Annotated in this window: 15 protein-coding genes; 7 read left to right on the plus strand and 8 right to left on the minus strand. The window is 57.5% G+C overall.

From position 1 onward, the window contains the following. Positions 1–10: 10 nt before the first annotated feature. From SADFL11_RS12245 to bchF, 7 genes are read right to left on the minus strand one after another with little or no spacing between them, the layout of a single operon-like run. Positions 11–1,447 (minus strand): BCD family MFS transporter, encoded by a 1,437-nt coding sequence (locus SADFL11_RS12245; protein ID WP_008195766.1) that lies wholly within the window; start codon positions 1,445–1,447, stop codon positions 11–13. Then, positions 1,447–2,166 carry a magnesium protoporphyrin IX methyltransferase gene (bchM, locus tag SADFL11_RS12250; protein ID WP_008197000.1) on the minus strand — a complete coding sequence of 240 codons (720 nt, stop codon included), beginning with the start codon at positions 2,164–2,166 and terminating at the stop codon, positions 1,447–1,449. The genes SADFL11_RS12245 and bchM overlap by 1 nt, the downstream gene beginning before the upstream one ends. A gap of 17 nt (positions 2,167–2,183) precedes the next feature. After that, on the minus strand, positions 2,184–3,113 hold the full coding sequence (gene bchL / locus SADFL11_RS12255; RefSeq protein ID WP_008189250.1) for a ferredoxin:protochlorophyllide reductase (ATP-dependent) iron-sulfur ATP-binding protein: 930 nt from the start codon (positions 3,111–3,113) through the stop codon (positions 2,184–2,186). After that, the gene (locus SADFL11_RS12260; protein WP_040451615.1) at positions 3,110–6,880 is read right to left on the minus strand and encodes a magnesium chelatase subunit H; all 3,771 of its coding nucleotides are present in this window, start codon (positions 6,878–6,880) and stop codon (positions 3,110–3,112) included. The genes bchL and SADFL11_RS12260 overlap by 4 nt, the downstream gene beginning before the upstream one ends. Then, complete coding sequence (bchB, locus tag SADFL11_RS12265) at positions 6,855–8,417, minus strand: ferredoxin:protochlorophyllide reductase (ATP-dependent) subunit B (protein WP_008191798.1); 1,563 nt, start codon at positions 8,415–8,417, stop codon at positions 6,855–6,857. The genes SADFL11_RS12260 and bchB overlap by 26 nt, the downstream gene beginning before the upstream one ends. Then, positions 8,408–9,712 carry a ferredoxin:protochlorophyllide reductase (ATP-dependent) subunit N gene (locus SADFL11_RS12270; protein ID WP_008190331.1) on the minus strand — a complete coding sequence of 435 codons (1,305 nt, stop codon included), beginning with the start codon at positions 9,710–9,712 and terminating at the stop codon, positions 8,408–8,410. Before SADFL11_RS12270 ends, bchB begins: the two co-directional genes overlap by 10 nt. Continuing rightward, a complete protein-coding gene (gene bchF / locus SADFL11_RS12275) occupies positions 9,709–10,266 on the minus strand; it encodes a 2-vinyl bacteriochlorophyllide hydratase (protein WP_008192132.1) in 558 nt (185 codons plus the stop codon). The genes SADFL11_RS12270 and bchF overlap by 4 nt, the downstream gene beginning before the upstream one ends. 173 nt (positions 10,267–10,439) lie before the next feature. Here bchF and SADFL11_RS12280 point away from each other — a divergent pair, with 173 nt between their 5' ends. From SADFL11_RS12280 to SADFL11_RS12305, 6 genes are all read left to right on the plus strand, one after another. Further along, positions 10,440–11,465, plus strand: a complete 1,026-nt coding sequence (locus SADFL11_RS12280; RefSeq protein ID WP_134853014.1) for a cobalamin-binding protein — start codon at positions 10,440–10,442, stop codon at positions 11,463–11,465. Next, complete coding sequence (ppsR, locus tag SADFL11_RS12285; protein ID WP_008194855.1) at positions 11,462–12,898, plus strand: transcriptional regulator PpsR; 1,437 nt, start codon at positions 11,462–11,464, stop codon at positions 12,896–12,898. Before SADFL11_RS12280 ends, ppsR begins: the two co-directional genes overlap by 4 nt. Before the next feature lie 95 nt (positions 12,899–12,993). Next, on the plus strand, positions 12,994–13,914 hold the full coding sequence (gene chlG, locus SADFL11_RS12290; RefSeq protein ID WP_008194167.1) for a chlorophyll synthase ChlG: 921 nt from the start codon (positions 12,994–12,996) through the stop codon (positions 13,912–13,914). A 23-nt stretch (positions 13,915–13,937) separates the two neighbouring features. After that, on the plus strand, positions 13,938–15,308 hold the full coding sequence (locus SADFL11_RS12295; RefSeq protein WP_008194770.1) for a BCD family MFS transporter: 1,371 nt from the start codon (positions 13,938–13,940) through the stop codon (positions 15,306–15,308). A gap of 28 nt (positions 15,309–15,336) precedes the next feature. Next, a complete protein-coding gene (locus SADFL11_RS12300) occupies positions 15,337–16,542 on the plus strand; it encodes a geranylgeranyl diphosphate reductase (protein WP_008194180.1) in 1,206 nt (401 codons plus the stop codon). Next, a complete protein-coding gene (locus SADFL11_RS12305; protein ID WP_008189120.1) occupies positions 16,539–16,808 on the plus strand; it encodes a hypothetical protein in 270 nt (89 codons plus the stop codon). The genes SADFL11_RS12300 and SADFL11_RS12305 overlap by 4 nt, the downstream gene beginning before the upstream one ends. 27 nt (positions 16,809–16,835) lie before the next feature. On the opposite strand, the gene SADFL11_RS12310 is transcribed toward SADFL11_RS12305, so the two are convergent. After that, positions 16,836–17,282 (minus strand): TspO/MBR family protein, encoded by a 447-nt coding sequence (locus SADFL11_RS12310; RefSeq protein WP_008190755.1) that lies wholly within the window; start codon positions 17,280–17,282, stop codon positions 16,836–16,838. Between the two features lie 345 nt (positions 17,283–17,627). On the opposite strand from SADFL11_RS12310, the gene SADFL11_RS12315 reads away from it, so the two are divergent. Continuing rightward, positions 17,628–19,523: a 1-deoxy-D-xylulose-5-phosphate synthase gene (locus SADFL11_RS12315; protein WP_050776052.1), complete on the plus strand. Its 1,896-nt coding sequence runs from the start codon at positions 17,628–17,630 to the stop codon at positions 19,521–19,523. The last annotated feature ends 25 nt before the right edge of the window (positions 19,524–19,548 follow it).

The following is a 19,548-nucleotide window of genomic DNA, read 5'->3' on the forward strand; positions in this document are numbered from 1 at the left end:
CGATCCGGGATCACCCGGGTATTTCGGCAAGGCCAAAGCGCCTGTCGTCTCCGCGCTCTTGCCGGTATTGGTGCCCGGCCAAGGGACCAAGAACGGCGAGACAGATGAAAAGAAGCGCGATTTCAATATGGTAGACAGCCAGATAACCGGCAGCCTCGTTGTTCATTGCAGATCCGAGCAGCCCATCCAGCGCAAGGATGTTGACGCCATTCTTGATCAGACCGCCCAGCAACAGGCTGACGCCGATGGCGGTCGCCTGGACCGCTCCCCAGGCGCCAACAAGAATGCCGCTGTCAGCGCGTTTCGAAATGCTCATGGCTGCCAGCATGGTGCAGACTGCAAAAAGACCACCGCCAAGCCCGACACCCGCGGCACCGCCGTAGAACAGCATGTCAGTCTCAAGCGGCGATGCAAAAACAATGGCAGAGAAAGCGGCAATACCGATCAAGAGGCCACGGGCGGCGATCCTGTACATGTGGGCGCCGCGGTTAAGGCTGTGCGCTGCCCAGGCAAATCCTGCCATCGTGCCAGCGGCCCAAAGCGCCGTCAGCAGCGTGGTTTGGCCGACCGTCATGCCAAGGATCTCGCCACCATAGGGCTCCAGCAAGATATCCTGCATGGAAAACGCTGCAGACCCGATCGCGACAGCAATCAACAAGCGGACGGTGCCCGGTTCGCACCAATAGTCGGCCAAAGCCTCAAAGAACCCGGCAACTTTCCTGTCGTGAGACGTTCGGGCCGGATTACGCGCTTCCTGCTTCCAGGCGGAAATCACGTTGAGCGCCAGGGTTAGAAGCGCTGTGCTCTGGATCACCTGAATGAGCCGTTTTGGCGAAAAGTCGGCGAGGAAGATGCTGTAGAAGATCGAAGCGGCGATCATACCCGCCAGCAGCATCACATAAAGCAGCGCAACAACACGGGGCCGCTTGTCTTGCGGAACCAGATCCGTTGCGAGCGCAAGACCCGCAGTTTGCGACATGTGCAAACCAAAGCCGGCGAATAGAAAGGCAAGACCTGCCAGCACGGTTCCAGCCCAGGCCGGTCCAACACTTTGGGATTCGAGCAGCAAAAGCGCGAACGGCATGAAGGCCAGTCCGCCGAACTGCAAGATGGTGCCGAACCAGAGATAGGGAACACGCCGCCAGCCGAGCACCGACTTGTAGGTATCCGAACGATAGCCGAAGAAGAGCCTCAAGGGTGCTGCCAGAACCGGGATTGCCACCACGGCAGAAACCAATGCAACGGATACCCCGAGCTCGACAATCAGAACCCGGTTGAGCGTTCCGGTCAAAAGCACCAAGACACAGCCCGCAGACACCTGGAAGAGCGCGAGGCGAAGAAGACGTGACAGCGGCACGTCCTTTGTTGCCGCGTCCGCAAACGGCATGAAGTTGACCCCGGCGGTCTGCCAGAAGCCGATCATCCTGTCTGATGCGGACTTGAACATCATGGCCGGATCACCTCCATGGCCTGGGAGGTGTAAAAACCGACTGAAATCCGGTGCGTTCGGCCACTCGTCCAACCGGCCATATGCGGCTGATGCACGAGCTGGTCAACCAGCCGCTCCGGGTTGGCCGGATAGATGGCCGGGGCCCTGTCGGCCCGCGGAAATGCCTTGCCGATCATCAGCATGGCTTTCAGGAGATGCGAACTCGGGGCCAAAGTGAACAAAAGGCTCTTGCTGGTGCGCTCGGCAAACTGCTCGAGCACCTTCTTGGCATCCTCGGGGGCGTAGTGAATGAGAACGTCCATGGCGACGACCGCATCGAACTGTCCCAAATGCGGATCCAGCATATCCCCGCTTTTGAACGTCACGGTTCCGTGCGGATGGCCGTTGAGGCGGCTCATCTGCTCAGCGGCACGCTGGCGGGCGAAGGAAACCATCTGCGCCGACAGATCAATGCCAACCACGTCCGCCCCACGTGCGACCAATTCCATGGACAACACGCCAGAACCGCAGCCGGCGTCGAGAATGCGCCAACCGGTGAGATCCTGCGGAAGCCAGCTTGCCAGGGTTGACCGCATGTCTTCACGGCCCTGGCGCACAGTAGCCCGAATCCCGCTTACCGGCTGATCGCCGGTCAGCTTTTTCCAGGCATCGAGCGCCGTGCGATCGAAGTAATGTTCGATCTCACCGATCCGCTGTGTGTAGCTGGCCCGTGTCATATCCGGTTCAAACCTTCTTATTCAAAGCCGAGAAACTCGAAGATTTCCCGGTCTTTCATGGGTTCCGCCTGAAGTGCCTCTGTCCCAGCCCAAAGTTGCTCAGCGAGCTGGAGATACTCATTCTGGATGGCTGCGATTTCAGGAGAGTCACCCATTTCAAAGAGCGTGCTTTTTTTGAGGCGGCTCAGGCGCACATGATCGGAGTCCGGCACGTGGGCGAGACGCTTCAGGCCAACACTGTCATTGTAACGGTCGATCTGGTCCGTTTCGCGGGACCGGTTGGCAATCACTCCGCCGAGGCGCACCTCGTAGTTTTTCGCTTTTGCCTTGATTGCGGCCACGATCCGGTTCATCGCGAAGATGGAATCGAAGTCGTTGGCCGCGACAACAACCGCCCTTTCGGCATGTTGAAGTGGAGAGGCAAAACCGCCGCAAACGACGTCCCCAAGGACATCGAAGATCACCACATCCGTGTCATCCAGAAGGTGATGTTCCTTCAAGAGCTTGACGGTTTGACCGACCACATACCCGCCGCAACCGGTGCCAGCTGGCGGTCCGCCGGCCTCAATGCACTGAACTCCATTGAAGCCCTCGACCATATAGTCTTCTGGGCGCAGTTCTTCTGTGTGGAAGTCAACCTGCTCCAGAATGTCAATCACGGTCGGGATCAGGCTTTTTGTCAGGGTGAATGTGCTGTCGTGTTTCGGATCGCAGCCTATTTGCAGAACGCGCTTGCCGATCTTGGAGAAAGCCACAGACAGGTTGGACGAGGTGGTCGACTTGCCAATACCGCCCTTGCCGTAAATCGCAAAAACCTTGGCACCGTCGATTTCCATCGTCGGATCCAGATGAACCTGGACACTGCCGTCGCCATCCGCACGCTCGCGGAGTTTCTGAGCGGTTTTTGCCTCTTGTGCGGCTGTCTTCGGATGGGTGTAGATGTTCATTCGGCTGCCTCCGTTGCCAGGCCTTCCAGCCGGTCTTCCAGTTCTTCACCCGCCCGGCGCAAAGCCTCGAGCGTTTCTTCGTCAGGTTGCCAGTAATCGCGTTCATGCGCTTCCATCAGCCGTGATGCGACACGGGCTGCAGAGGCTGGATTGAGATCGGCGAGACGCCGACGCATCGTCTCGTCGAGCACATAGGTTTCCGTGATTTTCTGATAGACCCAGGGCTCGACGCCGCCGGTTGTTGCCGACCAGCCAAAGGTATTGGTGACATTGGCTTCGATGTGCCGCACGCCCTCATAGCCGTGCTGGAGCATGCCTTCGTACCATTTCGGATTGAGCGTCCGGGTCCGGGTCTCCAGGGCAACCTGCTCGTCAATGGAACGAACCTTGCCTTCACCTTGTGTCTGGTCAGATATGTAAACGGGGAGTTCCGCGCCGCCCTTGGCCTTTGAAACTGCTTTTGAAAGTCCACCGAGCGTGTCGAAGTAATGCTCGATCGTGGTGACACCGATTTCGACCGATTCAAGGTTCTGATAGGCCATGTCGACGTCTGCGAGAACAGAATCGAGAAGCTCGGTTTGTTTGCTGGTCTTGCCATTGCGGCTGATCGCGAAGCTCTTCCGATTGGTGTAGGTCTCGGCGATTTCCTCGTCATCGGTCCAGGCCGAAGACGAAATCAGCATGTTGACATTGGAACCGTATGTCCCATCCGCATTGGAAAAGACGCGGTAGGCAGCATCTTCCAGATCGCAGCCATTGGCCTCGCAATAGGCAAGCGCGTGTTTGCGAATGAAGTTTTGCTCAACCGGTTCATCGGCGATGGCCGCAAGATAACTCGCTTCCGCAAGCATACTTGCCTGGATCGGCAGGAGATCGCGGAAGATGCCGGACAAGGTCATCACCGCATCGATGCGCGGCCGGTTCAGCTCTTCAAGCGGGATCAACTCGGCCCCGCAGACCCGGTTGTAGAAATCCAACCGTGGCCGCGCGCCCATCAATGCCATGGCCTGAGCCAGCGGCGCACCGCCGGTTTTCAGATTGTCCGTGCCCCACAAAACGATCGCAACGGTTTCCGGCAGCTTGCCATCGTTTTCCAGATACCGTTCCAGAATGAGGGCCGCCTGACGTGCGCCGTCTTCAAGCGCGAACTTGCTTGGAATACCAAACGGGTCAAAGCCGTGAATATTGCGGCCAGTTGGCAGGAGATCCGGCGTGCGCAACAGATCGCCGGACGGGGCTGGCGGTACGAAGCGCGCATCCAGCGCCTGTACCAGGCCGTCAAGTTCCCGATTGTCTGATAAGTCCTGATCGATCTGGGCGAGTTTTTGAACGACAGACTTCGCCTCTTCGTCGAGCTTCTCCGTTGCCGCAGCCAGGGCATCGCGATCGCGATTGGCAATGGCCTGGCACAGCTGCGGGTCGGCAACAAAGCCTGAGTCTGTTTCGACACTCAGTGCCATTTTGGCGAGCATTTCTGAGCGCTCGGACGTGCCCATGCCGCGCCCAGCGATGTGAAGCCCATGCGGAATCAGCGCGTATTCGGTTTCGGTGATGGCCGCTACCAGATGCTGGATAAATTGGTCTTCGGAAAGCTCCGCCGTTTTTCCTGTAAGGTCGAGTTCTTCAGCTTGAACGCGGATCACGTCCAGAAGACGTTCGCGCTCCCCTCTGGCCTCAGGCGCCATGGAGCGGTACTGATCGAGACTGGCTTTCAGACTATTCAGGCCCTTGTAGAGACCAGCTTCCGTGATCGATGGGGTCAGGTAGGAAACAAGCGTTGCCGCAGACCGGCGTTTGGCGATCGAGCCTTCGGACGGATTGTTGGCCGCATAGAAATAGAAGTTCGGCAAGGCACCGAGCAACCGGTCCGGCCAGCAGGTGCCGGACAGTCCGGTGTGTTTGCCCGGCATGAATTCCAGCGCGCCATGCGTTCCAAAGTGAAGAACGGCATCAGCGGCAAATGTTTCGCGCAGGTACGTGTAGTACGCGGCAAAGGCGTGGTTCGGGGCAAATCCGCCTTCAAACAGTAGACGCATCGGATCGCCCTCGTAGCCGAATGACGGCTGGAGAGCGATGAGCAAATTGCCGAACTGGCGGCCGAGAATGTGAATTCCGCGGCCGTTGCTCAAAATCCGTCCCGGAGCCGGTCCCCATTGGGTTTCGATCTCACTCAGGAACTTTTCCTGACGGACGTGATCATCTGCAGAAACTGTCGCATGGACGTTGGCCTCGGTGCCAAAGCGGTCCGAATTGCCCTTGAGGATCATGTCCTGAAGTGTTTGGACGTCGGCTGGCACATCGACGTCGTAGCCTTCCGCTTTCAAGCGCTTCATCGTCTCCAGAAGACTTTCAAAAACGGACAGGAAGGCCGCGGTTCCGATGTTGCCGCCGTTGGGCGGGTAATTGAACAAGGTGGCTGCGATCTTGCGATCTGACCGCGGAGTCTGGCGCAGTTTTGTCATTGCCGCGATCCGGTCGGCAAGCAGACTGACACGTTCATCATCTGGCCGCATGCAAGAACGGCCGGACGGGCATGTTCCAAGCTGGCGGGCGCAAATGCAGCTCTTGCCATTGGCGTCCGATCCGCTGCGGCCACCGATCACCATGGATCCGACGGCACCATCCAGCTCAGGAATTGCAACCATCAAAGTGGTTTCAATCGGGGTAAGCCCTTGCGTTGAGGCCTGCCATCCCTCGCGGCTCTGGAATTCCGTTACGCAGGCTGACAGATAAGGAACGTCAAGTTGCTGAAGGGTTTCTGCTGCAGCGGCAGCGTCGCTGTAGGCCGGACCACCGACAAGTGAAAAACCGGTCAACGAACACAGCGCATCGACCGTTGGCTTGCCATTGGCATCCGTCATGTAGGTTTCGATCGCGGACCGCATATCGAGGCCGGAACAGAACACCGGAACGACATTCAGTCCCCGCGCTTCTAGCGCCGAGATAACGCCGTCATAGTGACCTGTGTCACCGGACAGGATGTAAGTCCGCAGGAGCAGAATCCCGACCGTGCCACTTGCGCCTTTAACAGTTGCAAGATCGCTCTTTTGGATCGTTATCCGCGGTTCGGTGCGCGGATGATAAAGCCCCATATCCGGGTAGTCACTCGGTGGCTTCGCCGTAACTGCCGAGCGCAGCGGCTTCCGTTCACCGGCGGCATATTTGCCGACCAGCAGGCGGACCATGTTGGCAATGTTCTCGTCTGAAGCTGCGATCCGGTACTGCAGGGTCAGGAAATAGTTGCGGACATCCTGGGCGGTGCCGGGGATGTACTTCAGAAGCTTGGGCAGCCGGCGGAGCATCGCCATCTGGCGCTCACCGGCCGTTTTACCGCTCTCCTTGCCACTGTTGGAGCTGCTGCCGCGCAGTTTTTTCAAAAGCGCCAGTGGCCCTTTTTGTTCGCCATTCATGCGGAAGCGGCCCATGGCCGTATACTTCATGATCGTGCCGGCAGACATGCAGCAAACCATGGCGTCACACTCAAGGTGCCGTTCTTCCAGAACGTCAGCGATCGCCTTGACGTGTTCTTCGACGAAGATCATCGAAACAACAATGATGTCGCCTGCCCGGATGGCGTCACGGCAGCGGGCCAGCTTGTCCGGATTGTCCGCCCAATCAGTTGCCGCATGCACCGTGAAAGTCAGGCCCGGCATCTCTTTTTTCAGAGCCCTGCGCGCGTCATCGACGGCTGCTGCGACATGATTGTCGAGCGTAACAAAGACCACCCGGATCGGGAGGTCGTTATCGGGCGAAGTGCGCTTTCGCATCGTATAACGTCTCCACGGTTATCGGGTGAATGCCATTGTCAGTGGCAAAGCTCTCGGTGTTGCGCCGCGCCTTGCCGCGCACAAAAAACGGGATTTTCTTGAGTTCCTTTTCAGCTTCATCAGTCCAGAGTGTTGCGCTTGCTGGCAAAGTGATCTGGTCTTCCACTGAAATACCTGCCGGGGCTGTGTGCTGGTTTGAGGCAGCTGCGGGACTGTGGGCATGCAGATGTGAGGCCGTCGCACCGTCATTGAATTCAAAGTCGTCGCGGAACATGGAAAGCAAATGCTCTTCCAGCCCCATCATCAGCGGATGAACCCAACTGTCGAAGATGACATTGGCACCTTCAAAGCCCATCTGCGGCGAATACCGCGCCGGGAAGTCCTGCACATGCACAGGCGATGAAATGACAGCGCAGGGAACGCGCAGCCGCTTGGCGATGTGGCGTTCCATCTGGGTGCCGAGCACAAGTTCCGGGCGTGCTTCGATGATGGCATCTTCAACGACCAGATGATCATCAGTGATCAGCGCTTCGAGACCGTAGTCCTTGGCCGCAGCCCGCACATCTCGTGCGAACTCGCGCATGTAGGTCCCAAGACCGCAGACCTCAAAGCCAAGTTCGTTCGCGGCAATCCGAGCTGCTGCGATTGCATGCGTCGCATCGCCAAAAATGAACACCCGTTTGCCGGTCAGATAGGTGCTGTCGATAGACCGGGAGTACCAGGTCAGACGGTCCTTGTTTTCTGACGGTGAGGGAACCGACTCAAGACCGGCCAACGCGCGCGCTTCAGCAACAAACCGGCGGGTTTCAGACACGCCGATCGGCACCGTAGACAGATACGGCATGCCATACGCCTTTTTCAGCCAACGGGCTGCGGTGTCGGCGATTTCCGGGTAAAGCACGATGTTGAAGGCAGCCTCCGGCAGCCTGGCCAAATCTTCCGGACTTGCACCGAGCGGGGCGACCACCCTGACATTCAGACCGTTTTCTTCCAGCAACACTTTGATCTCGCGGACATCGTCCCGGTTCCGGAAACCCAGGGACGTCGGGCCCAGAATGTTGCAGGTGTTGGCTGCAATGGTCTCAGGCCGCCGCCGATTGGACGCGCACGCCCGGACCAGCTGGTAGAAGGTTTCCGCTGCGCCCCAGGTTTCTTTCTTCTGGTAGGAGGGCAGTTCAAGCGGCACGACCGGGATATCGAGATCAAGTGTCTTGGCAAGGCCGCCCGGATCGTCCTGAAGGAGTTCTGCGGTACACGATGCCCCAACCAACAATGCACGCGGCTTGAACCGGTCGACCGCATCGTGGCAGGCCGTCTTGAAAATGTCGGCGGTTGACGCACCGAGATCGCGCGCCTGAAACGTTGTGTAGGTCACCGGAGGCCGACTGTCCCGCCGCTCGATCATCGTGAACAGGAGATCGGCATAGGTATCGCCCTGTGGCGCGTGCAGGACGTAATGCACATCCTTCATCGAGGCGGCGACCCGCATTGCGCCCACATGAGGCGGTCCTTCGTAGGTCCACATGCTCAGCTGCATGGCGCGCCCTCCTCAAATCCGAGACCGGATTTCAAAACGGACTGGCGCCGCAGCGGGCGCACGAACAGCTCTGCAAGATCGCCTGCCTGCTCGTAGCCCTGGATCGGCGTGAATGCGAATTCGATCGACCACTTGGTCAGACGGCCTTCCGCTTCGAATGGATTGGCAAGACCCATACCGCAGACAATTAGATCAGGATCGGCCTTCCGGGCGCGGTCAATCTGAAGATCAACATCCTGCCCTTCCGAAACAGCGGTGCCCGGCGGGAGCAGTCCAAGTTCGCCTGCTGCATGTTCCCGATGCAGATACGGGCTTCCGACCTCGATGATCTCCGCTCCCGTTTCGCTGTGGAGGAAACGGGCTAGCGAAGGCTCGAGCTGAGAATCGGGGAAGAAGAACATCCGTCGTCCTTCAAGCCACGGCAAAAAGGATTGGAGCGCGGCTTTGGCGCGCTTGCGCGGCGCGGCTGTTGCCGCTTCGAACCGGTCCTCCGGCACACCAAAAGTGTCGGCGATCGCCTTAAACCAGGCCGTTGTCCCCTGTTCACCGAGCGGGAAGATGGAATTAATGCGTTCAGCGCCGCGCGATTGCAGAGCTGCTGCTGCCGCACCCAGATATGGCTGGGCCAGAATGAACCGGGTTCCCGGGCCGATTGACGGCATTGCTGCGCTCGAACGGCCAGGCAGGAATTGAACACCCTCAATACCAAGGTCATCAAAAAGGCGCGTGAACTGATCCTCGACAACATCGGGAAGACATCCGGCGACAATCAATTTGGTTTCGTTCTGCGGACCTGAGGCTGGCGCTTCGTTCACAAGAGCTGTGAGGAAATTGTCTTCGCCCTGGGTGAAGGTCGTCTCGATCCCACTGCCCGAATAACAGAGTACACGGTGTTTGGGCGCGTGAACCCGGTTCAACCGCTCAGCGGCCTTGGACAAATCGAACTTGATAACTTCAGACGGGCACGAACCGACCAAGACCAGCATTTTAATGTCCGGCCGGCGCGCGAGCAGCTTGTCGACCACGCCATCGAGCTCGTCATGCATATCCGCCATGCCGGCAAGATCCCGCTCTTCCATGATCGCGGTCGCAAAGCGCGGCTCGGAGAAGATCATAACGCCGGCTGCCGATTGCATCAAATGGGCGCAGGTGCGGGATCCGACGATCAGAAAGAAGGCATCCTGGACCTTCCGATGCAGCCAGATGATGGACGTCAGGCCACAAAAAACTTCATGCTGTCCCCGCTCACGGATTGTGGGTCCCGTCGCGCATCCTGCAGAAAACGCCTGGTTCATTGAGAACCTCCTGCGATCTGCAAATCACTGACACCGGCGGACCGGACACCGCTTTCAAGACCAGTCTTGCGGGCCGTCTGATCCAGCCGGGCGAGCCGCAGTTTCCAGACGAATTGTCCGGCATTCACCACATAGGTTGCATAGGCTGCCAAGGCCAAAGCCATCAGCTGATTGGCGGTCAGAGCCTCAGTGAAAAGGGCTGCGAGATAAGCAGTGTGCAAGGCCAGAACCAGCATGGAAAAGACGTCTTCCCAGAAGAACGGCCGGGCGAACAAGTAACACCCGAACACCTCTTTCTCCCAGATCGATCCGGTGATCATGATCGCATAGAGCGTGAGCGTCTTGATCACGACGGATAGCTCGGCTGCGCCCTGCATCTCGCCTGAGATCAAAAAAACTACGATAAGAGCAAGGCTGATCAGAAAGACGACAAACTGAACGGGTGCCAGGACGCCTTGGACAAGTGTCCAAACGGTTTCATCACGGCGGCGTCTCTCTTCATCGGTATAAAGAAAACCGGGTTTAATCGAATTCCTGTTTCCACTCACGGACATTCAACCCTCCCCCCAAACCCGACATTGGGTTCAGCAGATGAGTGAGGGTAACGCCGCAACTGCAAAAGTGTCAACTTTGATTGACGTATATTTTTGTTTACATCACATCAGCTGAGAGTCATGCTTAGTGGGCTCACGGTGCGAATAACAACAATAAATGCGCACGCCGGAGCATGACCCCTTTCCGCAAGGCCAGGGAGGCCGACCGCGAAATGAGGATGAACGGCACAACTGAATTGCCCATTGAAACCGTGGCCGCCCGCCGGATAGAGCCCGCCGACGGCAATATTTATGTTTCTGACCAGGCAAATATGGTAAAGACATCCCGGCTTAACAGCGGCGAACAAGAGACGCTTCGCAACCTCATCCAAGGACCAGTAGCAGCAATGGCCGCAGAGCAATTATCTGGCCTGCTGGATGCAGGTCTTGAAACCGACATCCGCTACAAATCTGTCATCGCAGAAATGTACGAACGTATCCTGGCACCAGATGCCCGCATAAAGGATCACCTTGCCTTTCTGGACGGGGAAGTGCGCTCCAGGTTCAAATCAAATGGCAACCCGGTAGCACTTCCGCCCACCGCTATGAAAGTCATGCTTTTAGAAGCGGTTGCGCGCGAACTGGGCAAGAACTGGAGCTGCGATGCGGCCAGTTTCATCGATGTCACGATCGCATCAGCCCGGCTGCAAGCCATTGCTCAAGCTCTCACTACGGAAGCTGCGCGGGACCGCTCTGGATCGACAGCACCGTTCGCCGTCATCTTTCTGCCCGTTGATGAACAGCACAGCTTGATGTCTTACCTCACAGGTGCCCTTTTTCAGGCGCTTGGATGGCAGCAACAGGTTGTTCCGCACGAATCACTGAGTGAATTTGAGTTTGCCAAAGTGGTGACCCAAGCCGATGTTGTGTGCATTGCGTGGAGCACCACATACCTCAAAAGCAACGCAATCCAACTGATTAACAACATCAGATTGTACTCCAGCCACAAAACACTACCCATAATTGCAGGTGGTGCAGCTACCCTTGATTTTATCAACCCCCTTGTGGAAATGGGCGTCGATTGTATTTGCGATAGTGCGCTTTCAGCGGTAAAAACCGCTGAGAGTTTCTACAATTTGGAAAAAATCAATCACTTTGCCGCGCAGGAAGGCCGCGATGCAAAAAGAAGAAAAAGCAGCATCGATCGGCATTCCCAATGACCTCTCCCTCGACACATGGCGCGCTGCAAGATATCGGGGTTGGGACTGATTTGCTTGATTTGCTGGGTGCAGACGCCTTAACAGCCTTGATCGGATTGGGTGCCGATATCGTCGCATTAGTCGATGAAAAAGGTGTCGTAAAGCGCCTCCATTACCGCAACACCGATCTGGATGCGTACGGTTTGTCGGCCATTGTCGGCAAGCAATTGCGCGACTGCGTGACCGTGGAATCCGTTCCGAAAATTGACGCCCTCCTTGCTCCGGCAAGAAAACGGCCGGCCCGTGGCTATCAGGTCAACCACAGCGCCAGCGGACAGCCCGATCTTCCGGTCGCCTACACGGCCAGCAGGACCGACGACTTTCCCTTCACCATTGTTGTCGGACACGAAATGCGGCAGCAGATGCTGGACCAGCAGCGTTTGGTGGAAGCGCAGATCGCAATGGAGGCCGACTACCGCGAACTTCGTCAGGCCGAAGCGCGGTACCGGACCGTCTTCAAGATGTCCGAAACAGCCCTTGTCGTAATGGACAGTGAAAAAAGGACAATTCTGGAAGCGAATACGGCAGCTGTGTCTCTCTTGACCGGCGCTTCTGGCAATCTAACCGGAAAGGCGATACGGGATCTCTTCAAGAAAGGAGACCGGGAGCGTCTTGCAGACGCGATCGGCGAAGCCCGCCACAGCGGAGAACCTGTTCAGCTTGCCAACCTTCACAGCAGCGCTGGAAGTACGTTCGACGCAAAACTGCGCGCCTATAGAGAACACGGGACCACAAACCTGGTCATTACCCTTGAGAACTCCCAGGAAACGGACAGGGTTGATGCAAAACGCTCAAGCGATCGGCTCAATGGCACTCGTGTTGATCTGGAACTGCTGCCCGAAGCCGCGTTGACGATTGATGGTGAAGGCACTGTGTTGTCGGCAAATACCCTGTTTCTGGACCGTGTTCATGCACCGACCCTCAATCAGGTGGTCGGGCGGAATGTGTCAAACTGGCTCGGCAAATCCACCGTCGAATTGAGCGTTCTTTTCACCCGCGTCCGGGACGAAAAGACCCTCAGCGGGTTCTCTTCTGTTTTGACCGATACGCTCGGCGAGAGTCAGGATGTCAGCCTCTCCGCCCATTACAACAAAGAGACCGACACCACACAGCTGCTGGTTATTCTTCAAGCGGCCAGTGCCGGTAAAATGACCTTGCCGCCGCCAGCGACAGCAGATCAGGCGGAGGGGTTTGCGAGCCTTGTTGGCAAGGTTCCCTTGAAGGAGCTGATCCGCGAGTCACTGGACGTCGTTGAGCGGATCTGCATTGAAGCCGCCCTTGACCAGACCAACAACAACCGCGCCAGCGCGGCTGAGATCCTGGGTCTTTCCCGCCAAAGCCTCTACATCAAGTTGCGCCGGCACGGGCTCGAAAACTATCGTCCCGGCAAGTGAAGCTTCCGGCTGACCGTCAACCCTCATTTACACTCGCATTTTATGGCCGCTCAATGTGTCAATTTTAATTGACACTTTTTGGAGCGCCGCCTAGCATGTTTGGTATGGAACTCACCCGCCAAACACCACAAGCCAACTGGCCAATGCCCGGCGCAATCGTTGCTTTGCTCAAGCCGATCACCTGGTTTCCGCCAATGTGGGCCTATGCGTGCGGAGCAATTTCCACGGGCCATGGGATGGATGGGCGGCTGGGGTTCATCTTCCTCGGAGTTCTCTTGGCCGGGCCGCTTTTGTGCGGCACCAGCCAGGCGGTCAACGATTGGTTCGACAGACATGTTGATGCGATCAACGAACCGGACCGGGTGATCCCCTCCGGCCGCATGCCGGGACAGTGGGGTCTTTATATCTCTATCATCATGTCGGCGCTCTCGCTTGTTGTCGCCGGACTAATGGGCACGTTCATTTTTGCAGCAGCGCTTCTCGGTCTTGCCTTTGCCTGGGCCTACAGCGCGCCGCCATTCCGCTTCAAGCAAAACGGCTGGCTGGGCAATGGCGTTGTCGGCTTCAGTTACGAAACTTTACCTTGGCTGACAGCCGCGACCGCCATGACCGGCCTTGTGCCGGAAGCACCCATCTGGATCGTTGCTTTGCTCTATGGCCTTGGTGCCCATGGCATCCTGACGCTGAACGATTTCAAGGCGATCGCAGGCGACAAAGAAATGGGCATCCGGACCCTTCCCGTTCTGCATGGGGAACGATCGGCAGCGCTCATCGCTTGCGCCGTCATCACCGTGGCTCAGGCGGGTGTTGTCCTCACACTCTGGATGCTCAGTCTGCCGGTCTATGCCTTGGCAATTCTTTTTGTTCTGCTGCTGCAGATGGTCTGCATGGTTCGCTTTGCCCGTAATCCCGTGCGGTTCGCAGTCTGGTACTCGGCCATTGGCGTCGGGCTCTACGTCACAGGAATGATGATCACAGCATTTGGGCTGCGCACTCTGGTGCCAACCATCTCTTAGGCTTTTTTAAAAGGGAGATCCCCATGATCGGTCGGGGAGACGCCAATCAGCAAAACTCCGCAGCCGTGAAAGGGCTGAGTTGGGTCTCGATTTTACGTCTTGGGCTTGTACAGGCGTCACTGGGCGCCATTGTGGTTCTCACCAACTCTACGCTGAACAGGGTCATGATCGTTGAGCTCGCCCTGGCAGCCGTCATTCCCGGCTTGCTCGTCGGGCTTCATTATGGCGTGCAGATCTCCAGACCCTTGTGGGGACACCGGTCGGATATCGGAAACTCGCGGACCCAGTGGATCTTGGGTGGCTTGGCGCTTCTCGCCCTAAGTGGGACAGCGGCCGCGGCAACAACGTTTCTTTTCGAGATCAGCTTTGCAGCTGGCTTGGCAGCGGCCGTTCTTGCCTATGCGCTTATCGGGGTCGGCATTGGCGCAAGCGGCACGTCCCTGCTCACATTGATTGCGACCAAAACGGCACCAGAACGCCGGGCCTCGGCAGCCACGATCACCTGGATGCTGATGATTGCCGGCATCGTGGTGACTTCAATTGTCACCGGCATCAACCTTGAGCCCTATTCGCATCTACGGCTTGTTACAGTCACCGCCCTCACCGGTGTTGTGGTTCTGGTTCTATCGGCCATCGCCGTTGCCGGAATTGAACGCAAACCAACCATGGTGGGCGAAACTGGCCGCGAGAAGCCGGGCAGTTTCCGCGAAAGTGTCCGTGAAGTCTGGAGCGATCCGGAAGCGCGCCTTTTGACGGTATTCATTTTCCTGTCGATGCTGGCCTATTCCACACAAGACCTGATCCTGGAACCGTTTGCCGGCTTGTTGTTCGGCATGTCTCCGGGCGAGACAACAAAGCTGTCCGGAACTCAGCACGGCGGTATCTTTGCAGGGATGGCACTTGTTGGGATCGCCGGATGGCTGTTTTCAAAACGCAAGCCCGGCCTGATGAAGATGTTCATCGTTACCGGCTGTGTCGGGTCGGGCATGGCGCTCACCGGCCTCGCCGTCTCGGCGTCCTTTGCACCCGCCTGGCCGCTTGAGATCAACATCTTTGTGCTCGGCTTCATGAATGGCGCTTTCGCCGTTGCGGCCATCGGCACCATGATGATCCTTGCCGGGGCTGGAAAAAAAGCCAACGAGGGTATGCGGATGGGGGTTTGGGGAGCGGCTCAGGCCATCTCTTTCGGCCTTGGCGGACTAGCCGGAACGATCGCTCTTACCCTTGGGCGATGGGCAACGGCCCAGGACAGTACCGCTTTTGCAATCGTCTTTTCAATGGAAGCCGTCCTGTTCCTCATGTCAGCTGCCATTGCGTTGCGGATCGGCGGCGGTCAAGTTGCCCAACCTCGTTTACCCGTACACCGGGAACCATCGGCAGTGCCCGCCGAATAGGCGCAAACCTCACACCAAGGAGCCTGCAATGAAATCGAATTTTGATGTTGCTGTCATTGGAGGCGGTCCTTGCGGCGCAATTGCTGCGGAGCGCTTGGCGCAGTCCGATCATTCTGTTGTTTTGGTCGACCCGGACAACAAGATCAAACCCTGTGGTGGGGCGATCCCGTCCCGCGCCCTGAAAGACTTCGAAATCTCTGAAGATCAGCTGGTGGCCCGGGCCAATGCGGCACGTGTCATTGCGCCGTCCGGGAACGCGGTGGAAATGCGGATTGGCGACATAGGATTTGTCGGCATGGTCGACCGGGAAACCTTTGATCCATATTTGCGTGCCCGTGCTGAACAGGCGGGAGCCCGATTTGTCAGAGGCAAGCTGGCTGGCATAGACACAGGACAGAACGGCAGCCTGGATCTGAAAGTGGACGGGACCGATCCGCACAATCCGGGAACTACAGAACACCTCAATGCGCGCATGGTAATCGGTGCCGATGGTGCCAATTCCGCTGTCAGGCGGTTGATGTTCCCTGCGAAGAAGAAGCCGCCTTACGTTTTTGCCTATCACGAGATCGTGGAAAGCCCGGCGGTTCCAGACCCAGACATCTTCCAGCGCGACCGCTGTGACGTTGTCTATGATGGCCGGATTTCTCCAGATTTCTACGGCTGGGTCTTCCCGCATGGGGGACAAACATCCGTCGGCTGCGGCTCTGCGGTCAAGGGGCATAACCTCAGGGATGCCACGTCCGACTTGCGCGACCGTGCAGGGTTGACCGGACAACGGACGATCCGGCGCGAAGGGGCTCCACTGCCGCTCAAACCAATGCGGCGGTGGGACAATGGACAGAATGTCCTACTTGCCGGCGATGCTGCAGGCACAGTCGCCCCATCGTCAGGCGAAGGCATTTACTACGCAATGCTGTGTGGTAACCTGAGTGCAGATGCCGTTGCTGAGTGCCTTGCAACCGGACAGGCATCGGCGCTGCGCCAGGCACGGCGAAGGTTCATGGCGGAGCATGGCCGTATCTTTTTCATTCTCGGCATCATGCAAGCGGTCTGGTACCGCAGTGATGGGCTGCGGGAGCGGTTTGTCACAATGTGCGCCGATCCGGACGTCCAGCGCCTGACCTGGGAATCGTACCTCAACAAGCGTCTGGTCCGCCGTGATCCGCTCGGCCATATACGGGTCTTCTTCAAAGACCTCGCACAACTTGCAGGCCTGCCGGCCAGCCAGAAATGAACCTGCTTTTGACGTGGCTGCAGTCCGGATGGTTGCCGTTCGGCGCAGTTCTGTTCCTTTGGATAGAGTTCGCCGTTCTTTGCAGGTTTTCGAACGCACCTGGCGAGCGGTTCAAGTTGCTGCTCGCCAATGTCCTTGCCGGAAGCTGCCTGATGGCCGCGCTTGGTTTTGCTCTGCGCGGCGAGGCATTGTTTCTTGTGCTGTTGTTTCTAAGCCTCGCCCTGATCGCACACATTTGGGACCTGGTCACACGGTTGCGTGTTTAGAGCGTTTCACGCGCTTATTGAAACGCTCTAGGCCTCCGGATTCAGCTGCTGGACCGAGCGGTTAAGCAGTCCGGCAGTTGTTACCCAGGCAAGATAAGGCACGAAAAGCAGCGCCGCGAGTGGTGAAACGGGCCACGCGGTGACAATAAACCCTGCAATTACCAGCCAGAGAAGACCGACATCAACAAGCGCCAGATCCATGCGCCGCAGTCCGAAGAACAACCAGGACCAAGCCGCATTGAGCACGATCTGCAAGGCCCAGAATACAATCGGCAATGACCAGCCGACCTTGGACCAAACACTCCAGCCAGCATAGGCGATCATGATGTAGAGAAGTGTCCAGACAACCGGGAAGGCCCAGTTCGGCGGCGTCCAACTTGGCTTGCGCAGTTCCTCATACCAAGGTCCTGGTTTGAAAACAGCGCCGCTGGCTGCAGCCAGAAAAACGACACCAATAAAAACTGCGATGGCCATCAAAGGCTCCGTTCCGGGGATTTAGACCCTGCATTAGATAGAAGCGCGGGTTCCGCAATGAAGATCTGCGGAGCATTTGCGAACAGTCACACTGGATTAAAGGGCACCTCGCAGGAAAACAAGCCCACCGCCGCTTTGCTCATGACAGCCCGAACACGTGCCGCGACCCGCTTAAACTGTCAACTTTGACGCCATATTTTCGAACTTCATGTGTAAAAAAAAGTTTACACATCTATAAAGATCCTCGAGAATACCCTAACGACATCAATGTCTACTGGTGGGCCTCGCAGCTGGCTGAAGCACTGCACCACCAGAGGGACGGAACCATGCGGTGGAGGAAACGCAATGAGCTCCAACTCCAACAGGACATCCACAACCCCATTGCTGGATACCATCCACACGCCAGGAGACCTGAAAAGCCTTAGTGATGGCGAACTCGCCCGGCTTGCTGATGAACTTCGGACAGATGTTATTGATATCGTGTCAGAAACCGGCGGGCATCTGGGATCTGGTCTCGGCGTTGTCGAACTCACGGTCGCCCTCCACGCGGTGTTCGACACACCGGAAGACACCCTGATTTGGGACGTAAGCCACCAGTGCTACCCGCACAAAGTCCTGACCGGCCGGCGCGACAGAATGCGGACCTTGCGCAAAAAGGACGGCCTTTCCGGTTTCACTAAACGCAGTGAAAGTCCGTACGATCCATTCGGCGCTGCCCACTCTTCCACATCGATCTCTGCCGGGCTTGGGTTCGCCGTAGCCCGGGATCTTGAAGGAAAGGACGGCCATGTCGTCTGTGTAATCGGGGACGGCGCGATGACAGCCGGGATGGCCTATGAGGGGTTCAACAACGCTGGCCACCTCAACAGCCGCATGATCGTCATTCTGAACGACAACAACATGTCGATTTCGCCGCCGACAGGCGCATTATCGGATCATCTCAACACACTCGCCCAATCCGATACAGTCCAGCGGGAACGCAGCTTCTTTGAGAATATGGGATTTGCCTATCATGGCCCGGTCGACGGGCATGATATTCCAACTCTTTTGGCGACACTGCGCCACTTGAAAGAAGAAGGCACGGGCCCTGTCGTTTTGCATGCCATTACCCGCAAAGGTGCCGGCTATGTCCACGCGGAAGCGGCAAGCGACAAATATCATGGCGTTTCGAAGTTCGACGTTCCGTCTGGAAAACAGTCCAAGTCGGTTCCAAAGGCACCGAGCTACACCAAGGTCTTTGCCAACGCTTTGATTGAGGAAGCACGGCAGGATGACCGGGTTATCGCCATCACCGCAGCCATGGCCGAGGGTACCGGTGTTGATCTGTTTGGTAAACAATATCCGGATCGCAGCTTCGATGTCGGGATCGCCGAACAACATGCCGTAACGTTTGCCGGAGGGCTTGCCGCCGGCGGCATGCGGCCGTTCTGCGCGATTTATTCCACCTTCCTGCAGCGTGGTTATGATCAGGTCGTGCATGACATTGCCTTGCAAAACCTTCCCGTGCGCTTTGCCATTGATCGTGCAGGTCTTGTCGGTGCGGACGGCGCGACCCACGCCGGAGCATTCGACATAGGCTTCCTGGCAAATTTGCCGAACTTCACCGTGATGGCCGCCGCCGACGAGGCAGAACTGGTCAACATGGTCAAGACCGCGGCCGAACATGACCTTGGACCTATTGCTTTCCGGTATCCGCGCGGTGAAGGAACGGGTGCACAGCTTCCCGTTCAACCGGTTGCCCTGCCGATCGGAAAGGGCCGGATCGTCGACATCGGGCACACAGCCGCGCTGTTGTCTTTCGGCGGACGGCTTGAGCAATGTCTTGAAGCCCGAGCTCTCTTGTCGGCACTCGGCATATCCGTCACGGTCGCTGATGCCCGCTTTGCCAAACCACTCGATACGGAGCTGATTGAGGACCTCGTCGAGACCCATGAGTTGCTGGTGACAGTTGAAGAAGGTGCGACCGGCGGCTTTGGGGCACTGGTTTTGCATCACCTTGCAGATAAAGGGTTACTGGATGGACGCTGCGGAGTGCGCACGATGACACTGCCCGATACGTTCATTTCGCAAGCATCACCGTGGGAAATGTATAATGAAGCCGGGTTGAATGCGCGCCAGATCGCCGATCTCGTCCGTGTGACCCTGTCACGCATGGGTCACGGGTCACAGGTGACACTCGGTGGCGGGACAACTCGAATACAAGATCGCCCTTTATGGACGCACCACGCGGAGGACCGTTGAAGACGGGCAAAGATAATTTCGAAAA

It is taken from the genome of Roseibium alexandrii DFL-11, assembly GCF_000158095.2.
Classification (GTDB): domain Bacteria; phylum Pseudomonadota; class Alphaproteobacteria; order Rhizobiales; family Stappiaceae; genus Roseibium; species Roseibium alexandrii.